The 20,137-nt window shown below is 34.3% G+C and carries 9 protein-coding genes; 6 read left to right on the top strand and 3 right to left on the bottom strand.

The genetic code is table 11. The annotated features are described in order from the left end of the window. The first annotated feature begins 69 nt into the window (after positions 1–69). From AC6CH4_RS11640 to AC6CH4_RS11625, 4 genes are all read left to right on the top strand, one after another. Complete coding sequence (locus tag AC6CH4_RS11640) at positions 70–2,871, top strand: CheR family methyltransferase (protein ID WP_498103137.1); 2,802 nt, start codon at positions 70–72, stop codon at positions 2,869–2,871. 388 nt (positions 2,872–3,259) lie between these two features. After that, positions 3,260–3,400, top strand: coding sequence for a hypothetical protein (locus tag AC6CH4_RS11635; protein WP_498103135.1), 141 nt, complete (start codon positions 3,260–3,262; stop codon positions 3,398–3,400). A gap of 24 nt (positions 3,401–3,424) precedes the next feature. Beyond that, on the top strand, positions 3,425–3,886 hold the full coding sequence (locus tag AC6CH4_RS11630) for a hypothetical protein (protein ID WP_498103133.1): 462 nt from the start codon (positions 3,425–3,427) through the stop codon (positions 3,884–3,886). Between the two features lie 28 nt (positions 3,887–3,914). After that, on the top strand, positions 3,915–4,214 hold the full coding sequence (locus AC6CH4_RS11625; RefSeq protein WP_498103131.1) for a hypothetical protein: 300 nt from the start codon (positions 3,915–3,917) through the stop codon (positions 4,212–4,214). Positions 4,215–4,531: 317 nt separating this feature from the next. Here the strand turns inward: AC6CH4_RS11625 and AC6CH4_RS11620 are convergent, their stop codons facing one another. Next, complete coding sequence (locus AC6CH4_RS11620) at positions 4,532–5,761, bottom strand: PQQ-dependent sugar dehydrogenase (RefSeq protein ID WP_498103129.1); 1,230 nt, start codon at positions 5,759–5,761, stop codon at positions 4,532–4,534. A 484-nt stretch (positions 5,762–6,245) separates the two neighbouring features. Here AC6CH4_RS11620 and ligD point away from each other — a divergent pair, with 484 nt between their 5' ends. Beyond that, the gene (gene ligD, locus AC6CH4_RS11615) at positions 6,246–8,792 is read left to right on the top strand and encodes a DNA ligase D (RefSeq protein ID WP_498103127.1); all 2,547 of its coding nucleotides are present in this window, start codon (positions 6,246–6,248) and stop codon (positions 8,790–8,792) included. On the opposite strand, the gene ku is transcribed toward ligD, so the two are convergent. Further along, positions 8,789–9,568, bottom strand: coding sequence for a non-homologous end joining protein Ku (gene ku / locus AC6CH4_RS11610; RefSeq protein ID WP_498103125.1), 780 nt, complete (start codon positions 9,566–9,568; stop codon positions 8,789–8,791). The two genes, ligD and ku, sit on opposite strands and share 4 nt — an antisense overlap. A 173-nt stretch (positions 9,569–9,741) precedes the next feature. Here ku and AC6CH4_RS11605 point away from each other — a divergent pair, with 173 nt between their 5' ends. Continuing rightward, positions 9,742–10,566 carry a mechanosensitive ion channel family protein gene (locus tag AC6CH4_RS11605; protein ID WP_498103123.1) on the top strand — a complete coding sequence of 275 codons (825 nt, stop codon included), beginning with the start codon at positions 9,742–9,744 and terminating at the stop codon, positions 10,564–10,566. A gap of 63 nt (positions 10,567–10,629) precedes the next feature. On the opposite strand, the gene AC6CH4_RS11600 is transcribed toward AC6CH4_RS11605, so the two are convergent. Next, the gene (locus AC6CH4_RS11600; protein ID WP_498103121.1) at positions 10,630–19,650 is read right to left on the bottom strand and encodes a CLIPPER-2 domain-containing protein; all 9,021 of its coding nucleotides are present in this window, start codon (positions 19,648–19,650) and stop codon (positions 10,630–10,632) included. Positions 19,651–20,137 lie beyond the last annotated feature (487 nt).

Below are 20,137 nucleotides of genomic sequence, written 5' to 3'. Positions count from 1 at the left end.
TCATTTCCATAATTTTCTTAAAATGAAACACTTACCATATCTTTGATATAAGTAACAGCATATAATCCCATGAAAATTACTGATACAAAACACCCAAAAAAAGCAGAACAGAATTTCCCCGTTGTTGGCATAGGTGCTTCTGCAGGCGGATTAGACGCTATTAAAAAATTACTAACAGCAATACATCCAGATTCTGGAATGGCCTATATAATTCTGCAACATTTATCTCCTAATCATTCTGGAAGTTTATCTGATATTTTGGAGCAATACGCAAAAATACCTGTTCACGAGATTATAAATGTTATTAATCTTGTTCCGAATCATATTTATATTATTCCTGAAAATAATAATCTAATCGCACAAGACGGAGTATTAAAACTACATCAAAGAATACGTGGTGAAAGAAAAAATGCAAGTATTGATATTTTCTTTGAATCCCTGGCAGAAGTATATCAAAGTTTTACTATTGGTGTAATTCTTTCCGGAACTGCTTTTGAAGGAACTTTTGGATTTAAAAAAATAAAAGAAGTTGGCGGAACAACAATTGTTCAGAATCCTGAAACGGCAGAATTTAAAGGAATGCCACAAAGTGCCTTAGATGCAGATATTGTTGATTATGTTTTAGCGCCTGAACTTATTCCTCCGCAACTATTGGAAATACAAAAAAGTTATACAACAAATCATGCGTACACTAACGAAGAACATCTTCCAAAGAATGAAGAAGAAATATTAATGCAAATTATAAATCTAATTTTTCTAAGAACAGGAAATGATTTTCGTCATTATAAACAACCTACCATAAGAAGACGTATCGCCAGAAGAATGGTAATGAATGGGAAAGAGAGTCTACAGGATTATTATTTCCATCTTCGAAATGATAAAGTAGAACAAAATTTGCTTTTTAATGACTTTCTTATTCCTATTACGTATTTTTTTAGAGATCAAAACTTTTTTAATGCTCTGCCAAAACTGGCATTCCCACAATTAATTAAAAATTCAGTCAATAACAATTTACGTATCTGGGTTGCCGGATGTGCCACTGGCGAAGAAGCTTATTCATTGGCAATAGAGCTTCATGAATACTTATCAGAGAGAAACAACGATTTAAAAGTTCAGATTTTTGCTTCTGATATTTCAGAAAAATGTATTTCAAAAGCGAGAGCTGCCATTTATTCTGCTCAGGATGTACAACAAATTTCACAAACCAGATTGCATCATTATTTCACCAAAATTGATGGTCATTATCATATTAATAAAGTTATCCGGGACATGTGCATTTTTGCCGTACACAACTTTATAAAAGACCCTCCTTTTGCCAGAGTAGATTTAGTTTCTTGTAGAAATGTGCTTACATACCTCGATTCATTTTTACAAAATAAAGTTTTAAACTCGTTTCATTATTCCCTTAAAAACGAAGGAATTTTGTTTCTTGGAAAATCTGAAAACATTCGTAATGGAAAATATATATTTACAACTCTCTCAAAACCTGAAAAAATATTTGTTCGCAAACCTTCTGATGAAAATTATTTGCCAGATCCTTTGGAATATGCCAATGTAGATAAGAGTGAAGAGATCTCAGATAAAAAGAAATCTCAGGAATTGCGAATTAAGGAACTGGAAAATGAGTTAGCTGAAGCTCATAAAACGCTAAAAAGAATAAGCCTAGAACTTGAAACGGCTACGGAACAATTACAGTCAAATGATGCCGAATTATTGTGTGTAAATGATGAATTAATGAATCGTCAGGAACAACTCATTTCAATGCGGAATTATTCTGAATATATTGTCAATGTTATTCGTGAACCTTTGTTAATTATTGATCAGGATTTTTTTATAAAAAGCGCAAATCCGGCATTTTATAAATATTTTGAAACCACACAAAAAGAAACAGAAGGCCATTCTTTTTTTGAAATTGGTGACTGTCAGTGGGATATTCCTGAATTTAAAGAATTGCTTTTAAAAACGCTTGTTGAAAAAGATATTGTAGAAGATTTTAAAATCGACACCATTTGTACTGGTCTCGGTAAAAAAATTATGATTGTCAATGCTCGTCGCATTATGAATACACAATCATCGGGAATGATACTTCTCGCCATTGAGGATGTTACAGATCTTATCACAACCCACAACCTATTAACTAAAAAGAATCTGGAACTGGAAAAATATAATGACCAATTAGAAACTATTAGTTCTGCAGCAAGTAATGATTTGCAGGAACCACTTCGTAAGATTCAGATGTTTTGCAACAGAATCATTGATCATGAAAAAAATTTGACAGAATCTGGCATTCATAATCTCGATCGAATTCAAGTTATTTCAGGCAATATGAGCCAATTAATTGAAGACCTAATTACTTATTCGAGAATTAATTTTATTGAAAAAGCGTATAAAAAGATCGATCTGAATGTACTTTTAAAGAAAGTAATTACCGATTTAAAAGATCGCATTCTGGAAAAAGAAGCACTCATTACTATTTCATCTCTACCTCAGGTAAATGTTATTCCGTCACAAATGCAACAGTTATTCATCAACTTGATTGTTAATGCCATCAAGTATACAAAAGACGATGCGATTCCTCAAATTAAAATTGAAGCGGAACAGCCATCGAAAGCAGAAATAGTTAAAATTGGTGGGGGTCCGGAAATTAATTATACGAAAATTAATGTTATCGATAATGGTATTGGTTTTAATAGTGATTTTGAAGACAAAATTTTTGATCCGTTTTACAGATTGCACAGTAACGATCAATATAGCGGAAGTGGTCTTGGTTTAACTATAGCTAGAAAAATTATATCCAATCACCATGGTTTTATTATAGCAACAAGTAAGATTAATCATGGCAGTACATTTTCTGTTTACATCCCATTGTAAACAAATTTTTATCTCCTTAATAATAAAGATGCTAATTCAGATCAGCATCTTTTTTTTGGACTTAAGTGAAACATCCTGAGTTGAGACAAACTATCAAACCACTGATAATTACACAATTACAAACTAAAATTTTGTAAAAAAAACTATTAGTACAGTTTTAAATTTGGATTACAATATTAGATTATTAAAAATGAATTTAAAATTCAGACAATTTAGAATTGATTTGTACTTCCGGTATTCATAATAACTTTTTTCATCACAAATAAGAATTAGTAAAACTGTACCGGAAATTTCGGATACTGATACCAGGAAGTACATTTTCAAATTCAAAACATAAACATCTGAAATTATAAAATTGCAAACTTATTATTAATTAAAACTAATTATTATGAACACTTCAAATCAAAAAAGCGGTAGCACTACAAGTGCAAAAACTTCGGACAGAAAATCTGATTCTAAAGGAAGTACTTCAAAAAGCACTACAAAATCAAGTAGCGATGATAAAAAATCGGTTTCAAAAAAAAATTAACTTTTTTAAACAAAAAACTCAAATATGAGAACAGAAAATCCGGAAAATTACGGTCAGTCTGACCGTGATTTTCATTTTAGCGAATCAGTAGTTACAGATCCTCCTCAGTCAGATGAAAATTCTAGTTATGTTGATGAATACGAAAGCAATAAAACTGACACTGATTATGATCCTAATGAGGAAATCGTTAATGAAGAAGATTCTATTACAAATGATCAGGATAATTTAGATCAGGAATTTTTAGATGCTTTAGAAGAAGATGAGGATAAGGAAATATACGATGATCAAAATAATCTTGACAAAGGCGATCCTAATGCTTATGATGATGGAACCCCTGATGTAGATGATCTCTATGAAAACGAAGATGCAGATGATGATCTGGAAGACAATAATCTAAATGACCTGGAAGGTGATCATCTTAATAATCCGGATCTGGACAGGGAAGAACAGAATATCCGAAATAAAGATTCATCAAAAGTTGACTAGTCTCTCGCTAACAAATAAATCTAAAATCATGGAAAATATTTTTAACCCAGAAAACATAGAAAATTTTGGAGAAACCTTAGAAAAGAAATTTTCAAGTCTTTCTTCAAATACATTTCTTTGCGCTGGAGCCGGCTCTTTGTTTCTGGCAGCGACTTTAAAACTGGCAGGAAAAGGTCAGGCCAGTTCATTCTTTGGAAAATGGGCTTTTCCGTTATTAGCTATTGGATGTTATAAAAAGTATTCAAATTCTTCTGTTTCTAAAACCAATGAAAAGAAGGAAGAAGAAAAAGAAAAGCAAATAGATAATGATCCAATTGCGAGTACTTAATAATAATTGATGTGTTTCATCTATTTTCAATAATTCAATGACAATAGATGAAACACATTCATTTAGTACTCAAAAAATAACTTGTTATGGATCTTTAAAATTATTCTTCAGATAATAATAGTCTCAATTGCCTCAATATCGGCTATGGACTTTATTTTAGTTATGCAAGTTTATCCTATTTCTTTAACTATGCTTTGTTACCAATGCTTATTTAGCTCCAAAGTGACTTACAATACAAATTCAAAGAATTCTACAATTGATAAAACAAAAAATGGTGCCTATCAAGGCACCATTTTTTGTTTTTATTGATTTAAATATTATTTCTTGTCAATTTTATAAAGTCGGCCCTGATCTGTAACTGCATATAAAGCGCCGTCATTTCCTTGTGTAATATCTCTAAAGCGTTGTCCTTCGCCTGCCAACAGCCTTTCTTCACCAACAACTTTATTATTATCTATGGCTAAACGAACAATATGCATACCGCTTAAAGCTCCAATAAATAGATTATTTTGCCATTCAGGAACACGATTACCGGTGTAGAAAGTCATTCCGCTTGGCGATACTACCGGATCCCAATAATAAACAGGTTGCTCCATACCATCTTGTTTCTGAATTCCTGCTCCAATTGCTGGCCCATCATATTCAATTCCGTATGTAATAGTAGGCCATCCATAATTTGCACCTGCTTTCAGGCGATTAATTTCATCACCTCCTCTTGGTCCATGCTCTGACAACCAGATTTCGTTGGTAGATGGATTAAGTGCCAATCCTTGAGGATTTCTGTGGCCAATACTATATAATTCCGGTAACGCTCCGGCCTGCGTAAAAGTTGGATTACCTGTTGCTGCCTGACCGTTTTTGTTTATTCTGATTACTTTTCCTAGTGCCGCTGTAACAGATTGTGCTAATGGTCTTGTTTGTAGTACAGATCGCTCTCCGGTACTCACAATTAAATTTCCGGTTTGGTCAAAAAGTATACGGCCGCCGTAATGCAAATTACTCGGATTAGCCGGATTAGCGCGATAAATTACGACCGCTCCTTCTATTGTTTTTTCATCTGCTGATAATTTTCCTTTGGCAACTGAAGTTTGATTTCCTCCTGTTGATGCTTCAGAAAAAACCCAGTAAATCATTCGGTTTGACGAAAATTCAGGATCAAGACACAACCCTAACAATCCGCCTTGTCCTGCCGGATTCACTGTTGGAATACCTGTAATTGGAGCACTTACTTCTCCGGCAACAGTAACAATACGCATCGTTCCGGCTTTTTGAGTAATCAGTAATCTTCCATCCGGAAGACTTTTTACACCCCAGGGAGCAGTTAGTGCCGAAGTAATAACTTTTCCTTCATAACTAGTATTCGTTTGTAAACCCCCAATTCGCGTTTGACCAGAAAAAGCAGGAGTATAAGTTGTATTAGCTGGATTGTTTTCTACCGGATTTGTCGGTGTTCCCGGATCTGGATTTGTAGCGGGATTATCGTTAGAGCAGCTACAAGCAATTAGCAGGGCGCTCGAAAAAATGGCAATATAGTTAAAGTGTCGCATTGTATTTAGTAGGTTAAAGGTTAATATTAAAATTATTTGGTAATAAAATTCCACACGAAGTTCTAAAATAAAATGTAGAAAATCTTACATAATTAATCGTAAAACTTATACAATTTATTGTAAGTCAGTATAAATAATTTATTAGAGTGTTCTAACGGATGAAACCGTTGGCTATGTTTTTAAACAAATCTACGAAAACATCATTTATAGCCTAAGATTCAACCTTGATAGTCAAAATTCGGAAACAGAAAATAAATAATATTGGTCTTACCAGTTGAAACCGTTGGTTAACTTTAAATGTATTATTTACAATAAAATCTGATAATTATGAAATCGTGAGACAGAATCTTATAAAAAAATTCCTCTTTTTCAATTCTATATTTGTTGTATTGACCATTATAAGCAATTACTTAAATTTTTTAAGCTATTATTTTTTATAGTTTGAGCCAGTTCACTCATTTATCTAACTCATCAATTCTAACCTATGTCACTTTCCAAATACAATAAAAAAAGAGATTTTAAGCAAACACAGGAACCCAAAGGTAAAGTTGAAAAATCAGTAAATAAATTGATTTTTGTGGTGCAAAAGCATGCAGCCTCACATTTACATTATGATTTTAGGCTGGAAATGGATGGTGTTCTTAAAAGTTGGGCAGTCCCAAAAGGACCTTCAATGGATCCTGATATTAAGCGTCTTGCTATGATGGTTGAAGATCACCCGTACAGTTATAAGGATTTTGAAGGTACTATTCCAGCTGGAAATTACGGTGCCGGAAATGTCATTGTCTGGGATAACGGAACTTATACTCCATCAGAAAAAACAGCATCACCTGAAAAAACGTTATTGGCGAATTTAAAAAAAGGCCGTTTGAGTTTTGTCCTTAATGGCGAAAAACTTAAAGGTGAATTTTCATTGGTAAAACTAAATGGAAAACAGGAAAATGCCTGGTTATTAATCAAAAAAAATGATAAATATGTTAACGATAATGACATATTACAAAAAGATAAATCGGTTATTTCTAAAAGAACTTTAGATGAATTGGGAGAAAAAGCTAGTGAAATAGTTACGACCTCCGATGAAGAAAAGCAAACCGAAAAAACAGCTAAAAAGGCTGGTAAACCTGCTGAATTCATTAAGCCCATGTTAGCCACAATTACTGATAAGGCATTTGATGATGACGATTGGATATTTGAAAATAAATATGATGGTTACAGAACTATTGCAGTTATCAACCCAAATGATGATGTTGAATTATACAGTAGAAATGAAATTTCTTTCAATACTAGTTTTAAACCCATTGCAGAAGAATTAAAAAAAATTGATCATGCGGTTGTGTTAGATGGAGAAGTTGTAGTTGAAGATGAAAAAGGCAAAGCAAGTTTTCAATTGCTTCAAAATTACCTTAAAACGGGTTTTGGAAACCTAAAATATTATGTATTTGACTTACTGAGTCTAGACGGAAATCTTGTCACTAAATTGTCTACTCTTGACCGAAAAGAACTATTGAAAATTTTATTTAATAAATATAATTTTTCAAATATTTTTTATGCCGGCCATACTATTGGCGATGGTATAAAACAATTTGAACTCGCTACCAAAAATACTGACGAAGGTATTGTTGCTAAAAAAGCTGACAGCATTTATCTATCGGACAAACGCAGTCATGACTGGCTTAAAATTAAAACAGCCAATCAGGAAGAAGCGATTATCATAGGAATTACAGAGCCCAAAAATTCAAGAAAGCATTTTGGTGCCATCTTGATGGCACAATATTATGGAAAAAGACTTCAATATATCGGAAAATGCGGAACAGGTTTTACGGAACAAATACTTGAGGAATTGTACACAAAACTACAGCCCTATTTTATTGCCGAATCTCCTTTAAGTGAAAAAACAGGACTACGAGATACCATTCAATGGGTAAAACCAAAATTAGTTTGTCAGATAAAATTTTCTGAATGGACAGATGATAAACGCCTCAGACATCCTGTATATCTTGGTCTGAGAATAGATAAAAAACCGAATGAAGTCTTTTTACCAACGAATATTAAAAATCCAACTGAACTAAAAGAAGAAGAAAAAATGGAAGATACTAAAAAAAATAAATCAGAGGATGATTATGATTTAAAAGTGGGCAAAACAGTACTTCATCTAACTAATCAGAATAAAATTTATTTTCCTGATGATAAAATTACCAAGGGAGATGTTGTTCAGTATTATAATGAAGTAGCTGATATGATGCTTCCCTATTTAAAAAACAGACCACAATCGATGAACCGTTTTCCTAACGGAATTGATGGCACTAGTTTTTATCAAAAAGAAGTAGATGTAGAAAAAAGTCCGTCTTGGCTCAAAACAAAGAAAATCTTCTCTGAATCAAATGATGCTGATATAAACTATCTTATTTGTAACAATAAGGAAACCTTGCTTTATATGGCCAATTTAGGCTGTATTGAAATCAATCCCTGGAATTCTACCATTCAGCATATTGATAATCCGGATTGGCTCGTTATTGACATTGATCCTGATAATCAAGATTTTACTGAAGTTGTAAAAACAGCTTTAACCGTAAAAGAAGTCATGGATGAATTAGAAACCGAATGTTTGTGCAAAACTTCAGGATCTTCCGGACTCCATGTTTATATTCCGTTAGGAGCACAATACGATTACGATTCAACAAAAATTTTAGCCGAATTAATAGCGAAAGAAGTTCAATCGCGTTTACCGGATACAACAACATTAGAACGTAGCATCAAAAAAAGAGACCGTAAAATTTATATTGATTATTTACAAAACAGACGTGCTCAGACTTTGGCGGCGCCGTATTCTGTTCGTCCTAAACCAGGTGCAACTGTGTCAACTCCTTTGGAATGGAGTGAAGTAAATGACACCTTACATCCATCGCAATTTACTATAAAAAATGTATTAAACCGTTTTGAGAAAAAAGGTGATCTATGGACGCCCGTTTTACAAAAAGGAGCTAACGTTAAAAAAATCATTAAAAAAATTGAAGATCGCAGCAAAGGCTAAGAAGACTTTTTCTTCTTAGTTTCTAAACTTGCTTTTAGCATTTCCATAAGATCGTCTGATTGTTTATGAACCACTTTAAGTTCTGCCGGTTTTTTGGTTATTTTTCCTTTGGCTTTCTTTTTAATGATATCCAAAAGTTTAGCGGTATATTCATCTTTGAAACTACTGATGTCAAATTTTTCGGTAAGCTGATCAATTAATTTTTCAGCCATATTAATTTCTTTCGCGCTGGTTTTGGCAACTGGAGGAAGTTTTAATTCGGATGGATCTCTAATTTCCTGTTCAAATCGGATTCGGTTTAAAACAATAACATTTTTATACGGTTTTAAAATCGCCAGACTTTCTTTATTTCGGAGAACAAAACTGGTTACCCCTACTTTTCCAGATTCTGCAAGTGCGTCACGAAGCAAAGCATACGCTTTCATTGCGCCTTTGTCGGGTTCCAAAAAATAAGGCTGCTCATAATAAATACTGTCAATGTCTTTTTCAGCAACAAAACTTTGAATATCTATCGTTTTTGTTTTGACTGCATCGGCAGCCTGAAAATCTTCAGCTTCCAGAATTACATATTTGTCTTCAATTTTATAGCCTTTAATAATATTTCCATATGCTACTTCCTTACCTGTACTTTCATTAAATCTTTTAAAAGTAATGTTCGAATGATCTTTTGCATCCAGCATATCCAAATCGAGATTACTTTCCTGTACGGCTGAAAATAATTTTACGGGAATATTTATTAAACCAAAACTGATTGAACCTGTCCATATTGATCTCATGATTTCACAATTTAAAAACTAACTTAAAATTAAACTCAGAGTGCACATTATCTCTTATAGGATCTCGGGAATCTTTTATAAAATAACGAGTCGTAAAAACGCTTAAAATTCTATAAGATTTCTTATTTTTTCTATAATTCGTACTTTTTGAATAAACCGTAAATTTATTTTTCATGAAAATTATCAATATGGAAAAGTTTATTCAGGACATTTTTAAGCACGTAGAAAATTATTATTACAGCCTTGTTGATTTAACTCCAAAACTTTTATTGGCTATACTTACCATCCTCATATCATGGTTTATTGCAACCAGAATCGGGCTTTTTGCAGACCTCAGACTAAAGCGGAAAATGGACGATCCTTTGCTTGCTACTTTTATTGCCCGATTGATTAAATATATTCTTTTGATTATTGGATTATTATTCATGTTCCGAATTATTGGCCTTACCGGAGTTGCCCAGAGTATTTTGGCCGGAGCCGGAATTTCTGCTTTCATCATCGGTTTTGCCCTTAAGGATATTGGAGAAAATTTTCTCGCCGGAATACTACTTGCGTTTAAAAGACCTTTTTCAATAGGAGATATTATTGAAAGCAATGGTGTAAAAGGTGAAGTCCTTACCTTAAACTTGCGTGATACCGAAATCAAAAGTGATAATAAAATTATCTATATTCCGAATGCATTGCTGATTAAAAGTACCTTAATCAACTATAGCAGTGGCGGTTTTTTGCTGCAATCTTTTACAGTTGGCCTTGAATATGGATCAGATTATAACCGTGCCATTTCATTGGTGAAAGATGTTCTCAAACGCAATGACAAAGTAAGTGACAAAGATCATGATGATGCCGCCGTTATTACAGATGTTACTGCTGCAATTGTACAATTAAACATTCGCTATTGGGAAGAAACAAGTACCAAGAAAAATGATTCAGAAAACCGTTCTAAAATTATAGCTGAGGTTTTGAATACCTTGAAAGAGAATGGATTTGTGCTGAAATAAAAAAGGCTATCTGAATAAATATCTTTTCTTAAAATTATTTGCATTTAAAATTTTATATTCTCATTAATTCTTCGCAGACATATATAAATATCCAGTTTTACTTACTGGTTCATTCAGATATGTGGTGTAAGTTATGACATAGAAATAAGTTCCGTCCGGCAATCCTTTTTGCTTATTGATGGTGACCCTTCCTTCAGAAATACCTCTAAACGCTACTGCATTATTATCATAGTTATAAGCATCATAAACCAGAACTCCCCAACGGTCATAAATTTGTACATATGCGTTAGCATAACATTCTATGCCATCTATTTTAAAGACCTCGTTTTTACCATCACCATCTGGAGAAAAGGCATTGTGAATCGTGACTTTACAAGCGTTTAAAGAAAGAATTGTAGGGTTATCTTCTGAAATAGAGTGGTCATCAGAAAGATCTTTTACTGTTAATCCATTTGTGCTCAAGGCAGTAACCTCAGCCTGATTTTCTACGAGACCTGCGTCAATATCAGCTGCGGTTAGCACATAGTTGCCAATAAAAGCAGTAGTATTGCTTTCTTCCTGTTTCAGGCTGATCGGATCTTGGGAAATGGTAATTCCGGGTTTAGAATCTTTTACAACAATGTTTACTAAGTCAACATTTCCCGTATTGGTAAGTGCAAAGTGGTAGGTCAACGTCTCTCCTATTTCTGCATAACCATTTTTGTTTTCATCATTAAATAGTGCTGTTTTAACCAGCGCTATTGAAGGTCGTAACGTCAAATCAATAACGGTCGGATCATCATCGCCGAGTAATATAGGATCAGTACTATCTGAAACAGCTGTAATAGGTTTTCCTTGTGGATCATCACCAATCGCAAGAGCGGTATTTATTACTTCTCCATTCGCAACATCGCTTGCTTTTACAATATAAGAAGCCGTCGCAGTTCCTGTTGCACCAGGAGCCAATGTGCTTGGTGTTACCTGTATTGAACTTGTAGTCAACATCGGATCGGTTATTATAACATTCGTAAGATATACGTTTCCTGTATTTCTAACTGTGAAGCTATAATTTATTAGAGAACCAGCATCTCCGTTTCCAGTTAACTGTCCTCCTTTAATTAAAGTTAAATCTTTAAACTGAATAACTGGCGTTACCGTTGGATCATCATTCCCAATAAGTGTCGGATCATTGCTGTCTGATAAATCCTGAATAGCAGTTCCAACGGCAGGCTGAGCCCTAACCAAAGCCTGATTGACAACAAATCCTGCATTGATATCAGCTTGTGTTACTATATAAGTTCCTGTATAATTGGTTGTATTAAACTGTCCTACTGCCAATGTTGCTATTGGGGTTCCAACAATAGTTGCTTTTGGATCTGTAACCGTAACATTAGTCAAATCTATGGTTCCTGTATTTGTAATGCGGAATGAATAGCGAATCAATTCTCCCGGTTGCGCATAACCATCGCCATTAGTATCAGAGAAAACACCTTGTTTAACCAATGTAATTCCAGGTTGCGAAACCGAAATTTTAATGATTGCCTGATCACAATTGACAGCATTCAGATTTTCGCAGATCGAATAAACAATTGTATATATTCCGGCTGGTGTACCGGCCGGAACACTTACCAAACCTGTTGTTGTATTCAGTATCGGAACTACTGCTCCGGAAATAGGATTTGCAGGAGACAAAATCGTTATTTTAACCTGAGATAAAATTGGAGCCACATTCTCTAATAAATCATTCGTTAAAACATTTACCACATTGGCAGCTCCGTCTAAACCATTGATTCCGGTTGCGGTATCGTCATTGGCTATAATTGGCCCTGAAATAACCGTTACAATTATATCTGACTGACTGCAATTTATTGGATTTAAATTCTCGCAAATAGAATAATGAATGGTATACGTTCCACTTGAAGTGCCTGCCGGAACATTTACCTGTCCTGAAATAATATCTAATATTGGTATCGGGCCAGCATTAATTGACGTCGCTGGTGTCACAACTCCAATAGTAATTTGAGATAATTGAGCTGCGACTCCATTTAAATTATCATTCGTAATTGCATTTACAACATTGGCCTGACCATTAAAACCATTTATGTTTAGAACAGTATCACTATTGGCCTCAATTACCGTTGCAGTAACCGTAATAAAAATCGTTGCATCATCAAAATTTGACGGATTCAAATTCTCTGCAATCCTGTATTGAATAGTATATAATCCAGCTGGAGTTTGCGGAGGAACATTTATGATTCCGGTTACGGGATCTAAAACAGGAATATTTGGATTTCCGTTAATAGGATCTGCCGGATCTAAAATTGTAGTGGTGATTTGGCTGCTATTTATAGCAACTACTTTTGCTTTTTTAGCTTCAATTGAAGAATCATTAAAAGAGTCATTGTCTAAAACATTTAATGCATTTGGATTTCCAATATAACCGTTGACAATGATATCAATATCATTATTAGCAATGATTTTAGCCGCATTTACAATAACAATACTATTTGCTTCGCTACAATTTGTTGGATTCAGTTTTTCGCAAATGCTATAGTGAATTGTATACGTTCCTGCTGAAGTTCCTGCAGGTACATCTACACTTCCTGTTTCGGTATTCAGAACCGGAACCGGATTTCCTGCAACATAGTCTATTGGAGTTGCGGTATTTAATGAATTGATATTTATTTCAGTCAATTGAACTGTCGCTCCGTTTAGCAAGTCATTTGTAATTGCATTTATAACATTGCTTGCACCTATATACCCATTAACATTGGTTGTTGTATCATCAAGAGCAAGAATTGGTGTTCCAATAATTTTAATATAGACAGTTGCATCATTACAATTGGTTGAATTTAGATTTTCGCAGATGTGATATTTAATCTCATAATTTCCTGCTGGGGTGCCTGCCAGAATATGTACTTTTCCAGTTAAAGGATCAAATATTGGAACTGGTCCGTTATTAATTGGCATTGCAACACCATCAACCATTATAGTAATATTACTTAAACTGGTTGGCGCCCCGTTCAGTGTGTCATTTGCTAAAACATCGATCGCATTATTTGTTGCAATATACCCGTTACTATTTGCTAAAATATCATCGTTGGCTTCTATAACAAGTGGATCAACTATAATTGTAACGGTAGCTGTATCATTATTGCTCATGGTTGATACTTCCCGAAGCGTGTATGTAATTGTATATTCACCCGGAGTTGTTCCTGCCGGTACATTAACAATACCTGTTGCAGCGTCTAATGCTGGTAATGCTCCTCCCTTTATTGCTGTTGCCGGAATAACATTGGTAATAAGTACAGCTGCCGGATTAACTAAAACTCCGTTTAAAGTATCATTATCTAAAACATTAATAGCATTTGTTGTCCCAACAAATCCATTGATTCCAGAAGTCTTATCATTAACTGCATCTATTGGTGCAGGAATCACTCTAATTTTAATCACAGCTTCATCACAATTAAATGGATTTAATTTGCCGCAAATTTTATAAACAATAAAGTATTCTCCCACATGTGTACCTACCGGAACATCTACATTTCCTGTCACAATATCAAATAAAGGAACCGGAGCACCGTTGATAGTAGCTGGTCCGGAAACTAATGTACCTCCGGAATTCAAAATTGTGACAGGATTGCCATCTAAAGTATCATTATCATAAGCGTTTAATACATTATTTGCCCCTGTATTTCCGTTAATATTATCTACAAAATCATCATTTGCAACAATTGGTGGCGCTATTACAAGAACAGTGATAGTTGCTTCATCGCAATTTAAAGGATTTAACCTGTCACAGATTGCATATTTAATTTGATAAGTTCCCGCGGGCGTTCGTTGCGGAATAGTAACCAGTCCGGTTGCAGGCAAGAAGAAAGGAACTACACCACCATCAATTGGTGTTGCAGGAGATACAACAGTACTTATTACTAAATTAATATCACTTAAAAATGCTCCGTTATATTTGTCATTGCTGGTTAAAGCATTCACTACTTCTGGTGCACCGGGAAAACCCTCTACATTAGAAATTAAATCATCTTCGGCTTCAATTTGAGGCGCATCTACAATAACTACAATTATTGCGTGGCTACAATTGGCTGGATTTAATTTTTCGCAAATTTCATATTGAATTGTATAAGTTCCTGCCGATGTTCCAGCGGGTACGTCAACATTTCCGGTAGGCAAATCCAATACCGGCACTATTCCATTCGTTGAAGTTGCAGGTACTATTGTATTTGTTGAATGAATATCAATTTGAAGTGTTTGAACAGGCACACCATTAAGATGATCATTTGTTAGAGCATTAACAACATTGGAAGCTCCTGTATATCCATTAATATTACCCGTAAAATCATTATTGGCATCAATTATTGTTGCTGATACATTCAGTATAATAGATGCTTCACTGCAATTGGAAGGATTTAATTTTTCGCAAATTCTATAATGAATGGTATAAGTTCCTCCTGATGTTTCAACCGGTACATCTACATTTCCTGTTAGTACATTCAGTACCGGTATCGGATTTCCTGAAACATAATCTGCAGGCGTTGTTGTACTGACTGATGTAATATCAATTTTAATCAATGGAATATCCATGCTGTTTAATCTGTCATTTGTAATAGCATTTATTACATCATTTGCTCCATTCCATCCATTAATATTAGTTACAGAATCAGTATTAGCAATAATATTTGGAGCTGTAACAGCAATTGTTATGGTTGCAGTATCAAAATTTGAAGGATTCATATTCTCGTTTAGACGATAGGTAATAAAATAAGTGCCTGCTGTTGTACCTTCAGGAATACTAACATATCCAGTTGTTACATCAAGTACCGGAATTGCGCCACCATTAATAGCACTCGCCGGAATGACATTACTTATGTTTACCTGGGAGGGAATTATAGCAATTCCGTTAAGAGTATCATTAGTCAAAGCATTTACCACATTTATTGCACCTGCAAATCCATTAACCGGAATTGAAGAAATATCATCAACTGCGTCAATTGGTGCGCCAACTACATTAATCGATACAATTGCATCATTACAATTGGCTGGGTTTATTTTTTCGCAAATGTGATATTTGATTTCATAATTTCCCTCGGGAGTTCCTGCCGGAACTCTTACAATACCAGTTAATGGTTGCAGCACGGGAACCAGCCCTCCATTAATTGATTTTGCAGGAACATCAACTTTAATAACTACCTGATTTAAATTTGTACCTAACCCATTTAGCGTATCATTAGTTAAAACATTTATTGCATTCCCCGTTGCGATATAACCATTAATATTAGCAACAGTATCATCATTTGCTTCAATAGCAGCAGCTATAACATCTATTATTATAACTGCTGTATCGTTATTAGTACGATTTAATTTATCCGTTAAACGATAAGTTATAAAATAGCTGCCTGCCGCAGTACCCGCCGGAACATTAACATTTCCGGTTAAGGGATTTAAAATAGGAACAGGATTACCATTTATAGAAGTTGCCGGTATTAGAACATTTATTTCAACTTCTGAAGGATTTACTACAACACCATCTAGAGTGTCATTATCTAAAGCATTTATAGTATTTGAATTTCCGGTAAATCCACTTACAGCTTCAAAAGGAATATCATCTTCTGCAACAATTGGAGCCGCAACAACAACAATAGTTATGATTGCATCATCACAATTGTTTGGGTTTAGCTTCTCACAAATCTTGTAAATAAATTTATATTCTCCTGCAGGAGTTAGCGGAGGAACGCTTACACCTCCCGTAGCTGTATCAAATGATGGAATTGGTCCTCCATTTATTGCGCTTGGACCAGATATAATAGTAGGAGTTACAGTATTTAGATCAATTGCTCCTCCATTTAATAAATCATTATCATAAGCGACCAGAAGATTTGTTTTACCGCTATAGCCATTTACAGCTGTTATTAAATCATCTGTTGCGGTAATTATTGGTGCAATTACATTTATTGTAATTATGGCATCATTACAATTGCCGTAATTAAGATTTTCACACAACTGATATTTGATCTGATATTTTCCTGCCGGAGTTCCCGCCGGAATATTCACCCTTCCGGTAGCGACAATCAATTCAGGGACAGGGCCACCATTTATAGAAGAAGCCTGACTTAGAATTTTTGGTGTAATAAAACCTGCTAAACTTATATTAACAATACCTCCGTTAAAAAAATCATTATTCGCGTAAACATTAATTGCATTACCAGCTCCCTCAAAACCATTAATATTATTCACAATGTCATCATTAGCAATGAGTGGACTGGCATCTACAACAATTGCGATACTGGCATCTGAACAGCTGGCTGGATTCAATTTCTCACAAATATGGTAGGTAATAAAATAAGTCTTTGCCGGAGTTCCCTCAGGAACACTTACATTTCCTGTTGTTGTACTAAATAGTGGTACGTTTGCTCCTGAATATAAAGGAAGCGCAGCAGACTCTTGCGTTATCGTTATTTTATTAAAAGTTGCGGCACTAACTGGCACATTGTTTAATTCGTCATTTTCGATCGCATTAATTGCATTCAACCGACCAAGAAACCCGTTAATATTTTCAATTCTATCATCATTAGCATCAATATGGGCCACTCCTACTGACATTACAATTCTTGCTGTATCGCAGTTTCCAGGAGCAGCCAAGTCGCATATTTTATATTCTATTTCATACATTCCGGTCACAGTTCCTGCAGGTACATCTACATTTCCTGTTGAGGTATTTAAAACAGGAACCAAAAGAACATCAGGATCAACAGGCAAAGCAGGATGAACAACCGAAATTTGAACATTTGAAGTTGTTGCCGGTATACCAACCAGTTTATCATTTGTTAAAACATTTACAACAGCTAAATTTTCTATAGATCCATTTAATATAGTAGGAACCATATCAGTTATAGCATCTATTCCATCCGTAGTTACTTGTATTATTTCTGTAGCGGCAGAGCAATTGGAAGGATTGGCATTTTCACAAATTGTATAGTTAAGTGTATAATAATCTGCAGGTGTTCCAGGTAAGACAGTAATAGTGTTTGTAAGAGGATTAAATGTTAAATAACTTGAGATAGAATTTACAGTTACAGTCACATCTGCCGGATTTAAAATTACTCCGCTCAATAAATCAGCATCTAAAATACTATGTGTTCCTGTGTTTCCTCCCGAATCTCCTGAAATGGATGCAAAGATTTCAGGTACAGCACATAATCTATTAAAAATTGTGAATTCGGTATCAGGAGATATACAAGTATTTAAACCAAACTCTCTAACAGAGATTTGTTTAACACCGGATGTAAGATTTGTAAAAATATTACTTATCTGGAAGTTAACTCCATCGATACTATATTCGTATCCTGTTCCCAAATCGGGATTTGAAATTGATATCGTTCCATAAGCATACTCACATGATGGCTGTTGCGTAACATTGCCCATTGGGGCTACTGCTCTATCAGAGACATTCAAAGTAACCAGATTTGAAATAGTACGGCAACCTGCCTGCGATTGAGAGATTAAAACCCTAAAATATCTATTTCCTGCTGTTGCATAAGTTGGTGTTGTGTACGTGGCCGTTGTACCTCCTGTTCCGTCAGTTACATTGAAATAAGGTCCAGATGAAACTGTTGCCGTTTGCCATTGATATACTATACTTCCCGGTAAAATATTTCCGGAAGCTACTACTGTAAATGTATTGGTTTGATTAATACAAACTTTTCCATCTATAGGTTGTGTATTTATTATAGGAGATTCGAAAATATCAACTTTAGCTGGATTTGAATTTGCAACACCACAACCAATGCCTGAATCAATTACCTTTAATCTATAAAAAGTATCCATGCTAACAGGGCCAGTTGTATAACTTGTTGTATTGGCACCCGTACCATTAGTTACATTTGCCCATCCTGTTAATCCGTCTAATGATTTTTGCCATTGATAAGTAAAATTTCCCGAACCATTTGCAGCAGCGGATGACATTGTAAAGGTTCCTCCTTCACATATATTTCCGCCAATTGGCTGTATTGTAATTGTTGGGTCCAAAATAATAGTTGCCATAACTGTATCCGTTATAAGTGTACATTTTGGATTTGAAGACGTGATTACAGCCCGATAATAAGTTGTACCTGTTAAGCCACCAGAAGTATAATTTGCTGTTGAGCTACCTGTCCCGTCCGAAATATTGGTCCATGCTGTTGTGCCATCTACAGAACTCTGCCATTGATACTTAAATGTTGCTGACCCCCCATTTGCGGAAGCTGTAGCAGACAGTGAAATTGTTCCTCCAACACAAACAATAGCAGGAGTTACCGGCTGTTTGATAATACCCGGAATCATAACTACCGAAACATTTGAAGTAACGGGATCACATCCTTGAGTAGTATCTGAAATCTCAACTACATAAAAAGTATTTTGAGTTAAAACAGGAGTTGTATAAGATGCTGAATTAGCTCCCGAAATAGTAGTATAGGGGCCAGCTAATACCGTAGAATTTTTCCATTGATAAGTATAATTACCAGAACCTCCGTCTGCTGTCACATTTAAAGTTGCTGTTGAGCTACTACAAATATTTATTCTTAATACAGGTTGTTTAGTAATTAAAATATTGGACAGAACAACCACAGGAGCAACAACTGAGGTTGTTGTCAATTCATTTCCACTAGTTGAAACAGTTACTTTGTAATAAGTCGTCAGTGTCAAAGCTGGTGTTATATATGTTGCCGATGTTGCTCCGGAAACAGCCGTAAAAGTAATATTATCTGTACTGCTAAGCCATTGATATAGTAAGCCTGGCGTATCGTTAGTTGCTGTTACAGATAGTGTATGATTTCTTCCGGAACAAATTCTTGTTCCAGCTGGCTGAACTGTAATTGTTGGTTCAGGAACAACAGCTTTTAATGTACAATTTAGACTAGATTTCCCCTTACAAGCTGTTCCTGATAAATAAAAATAATTTGCCAGAAAGGATGGTTCTCCCTCTGGACATATAATTCCGTGTGTATTTGCATTTATGTCATTCGAAATTGTATAAATTGGTAAGATAAAAAACAGATAAACTAAAACTTTTTTAATCGTTTTAAAATCAATCAAAGAGTGAATTAATATCATAAATTCTTTGTATTAAAACTGTTTTGGCGCTTATTGCAAAAAAAATAGGCAACTGTATGTGAAAAAAGACAGGCATTTAAATAATTATATATCAACGACTATCAACTATTCTAAAAAAACTTTGGGGGTTCATTTTTTTAAAATAAAACTTAAATTTAGTAACGCCTAAATATCAATTCTAAGGAGCGTTAATACTATCTTGTAAATAGAAAATTGGCTTTTATTTGAAGAATATAAAAAGAGTAAATAATAACTCTATGTGTTAAATATAAGAAATAAGAACTTAATAATAAAATTTCCTGCCTCCTTTTTCAACGAAAAACCTTTCAATTTTAAATTATTCTTGGTTTTTACAGTCTAAATCATAGATGTTCCAATACTTTTGTTTCTTATAAGAACTTTTTAAAGTAATAATAGCAATGTAATCAATGACTTAAATAAAAAAATATTTGGTAAAAATTTTATTTATCTAACATTTTTCTTTTAA

The sequence above is a fragment of the Flavobacterium sp. GQ95 genome (assembly GCF_059758655.1).
Note: the sequence above shows the minus strand (reverse complement) of the source record. Positions and strands in the feature narration are given on the sequence as shown.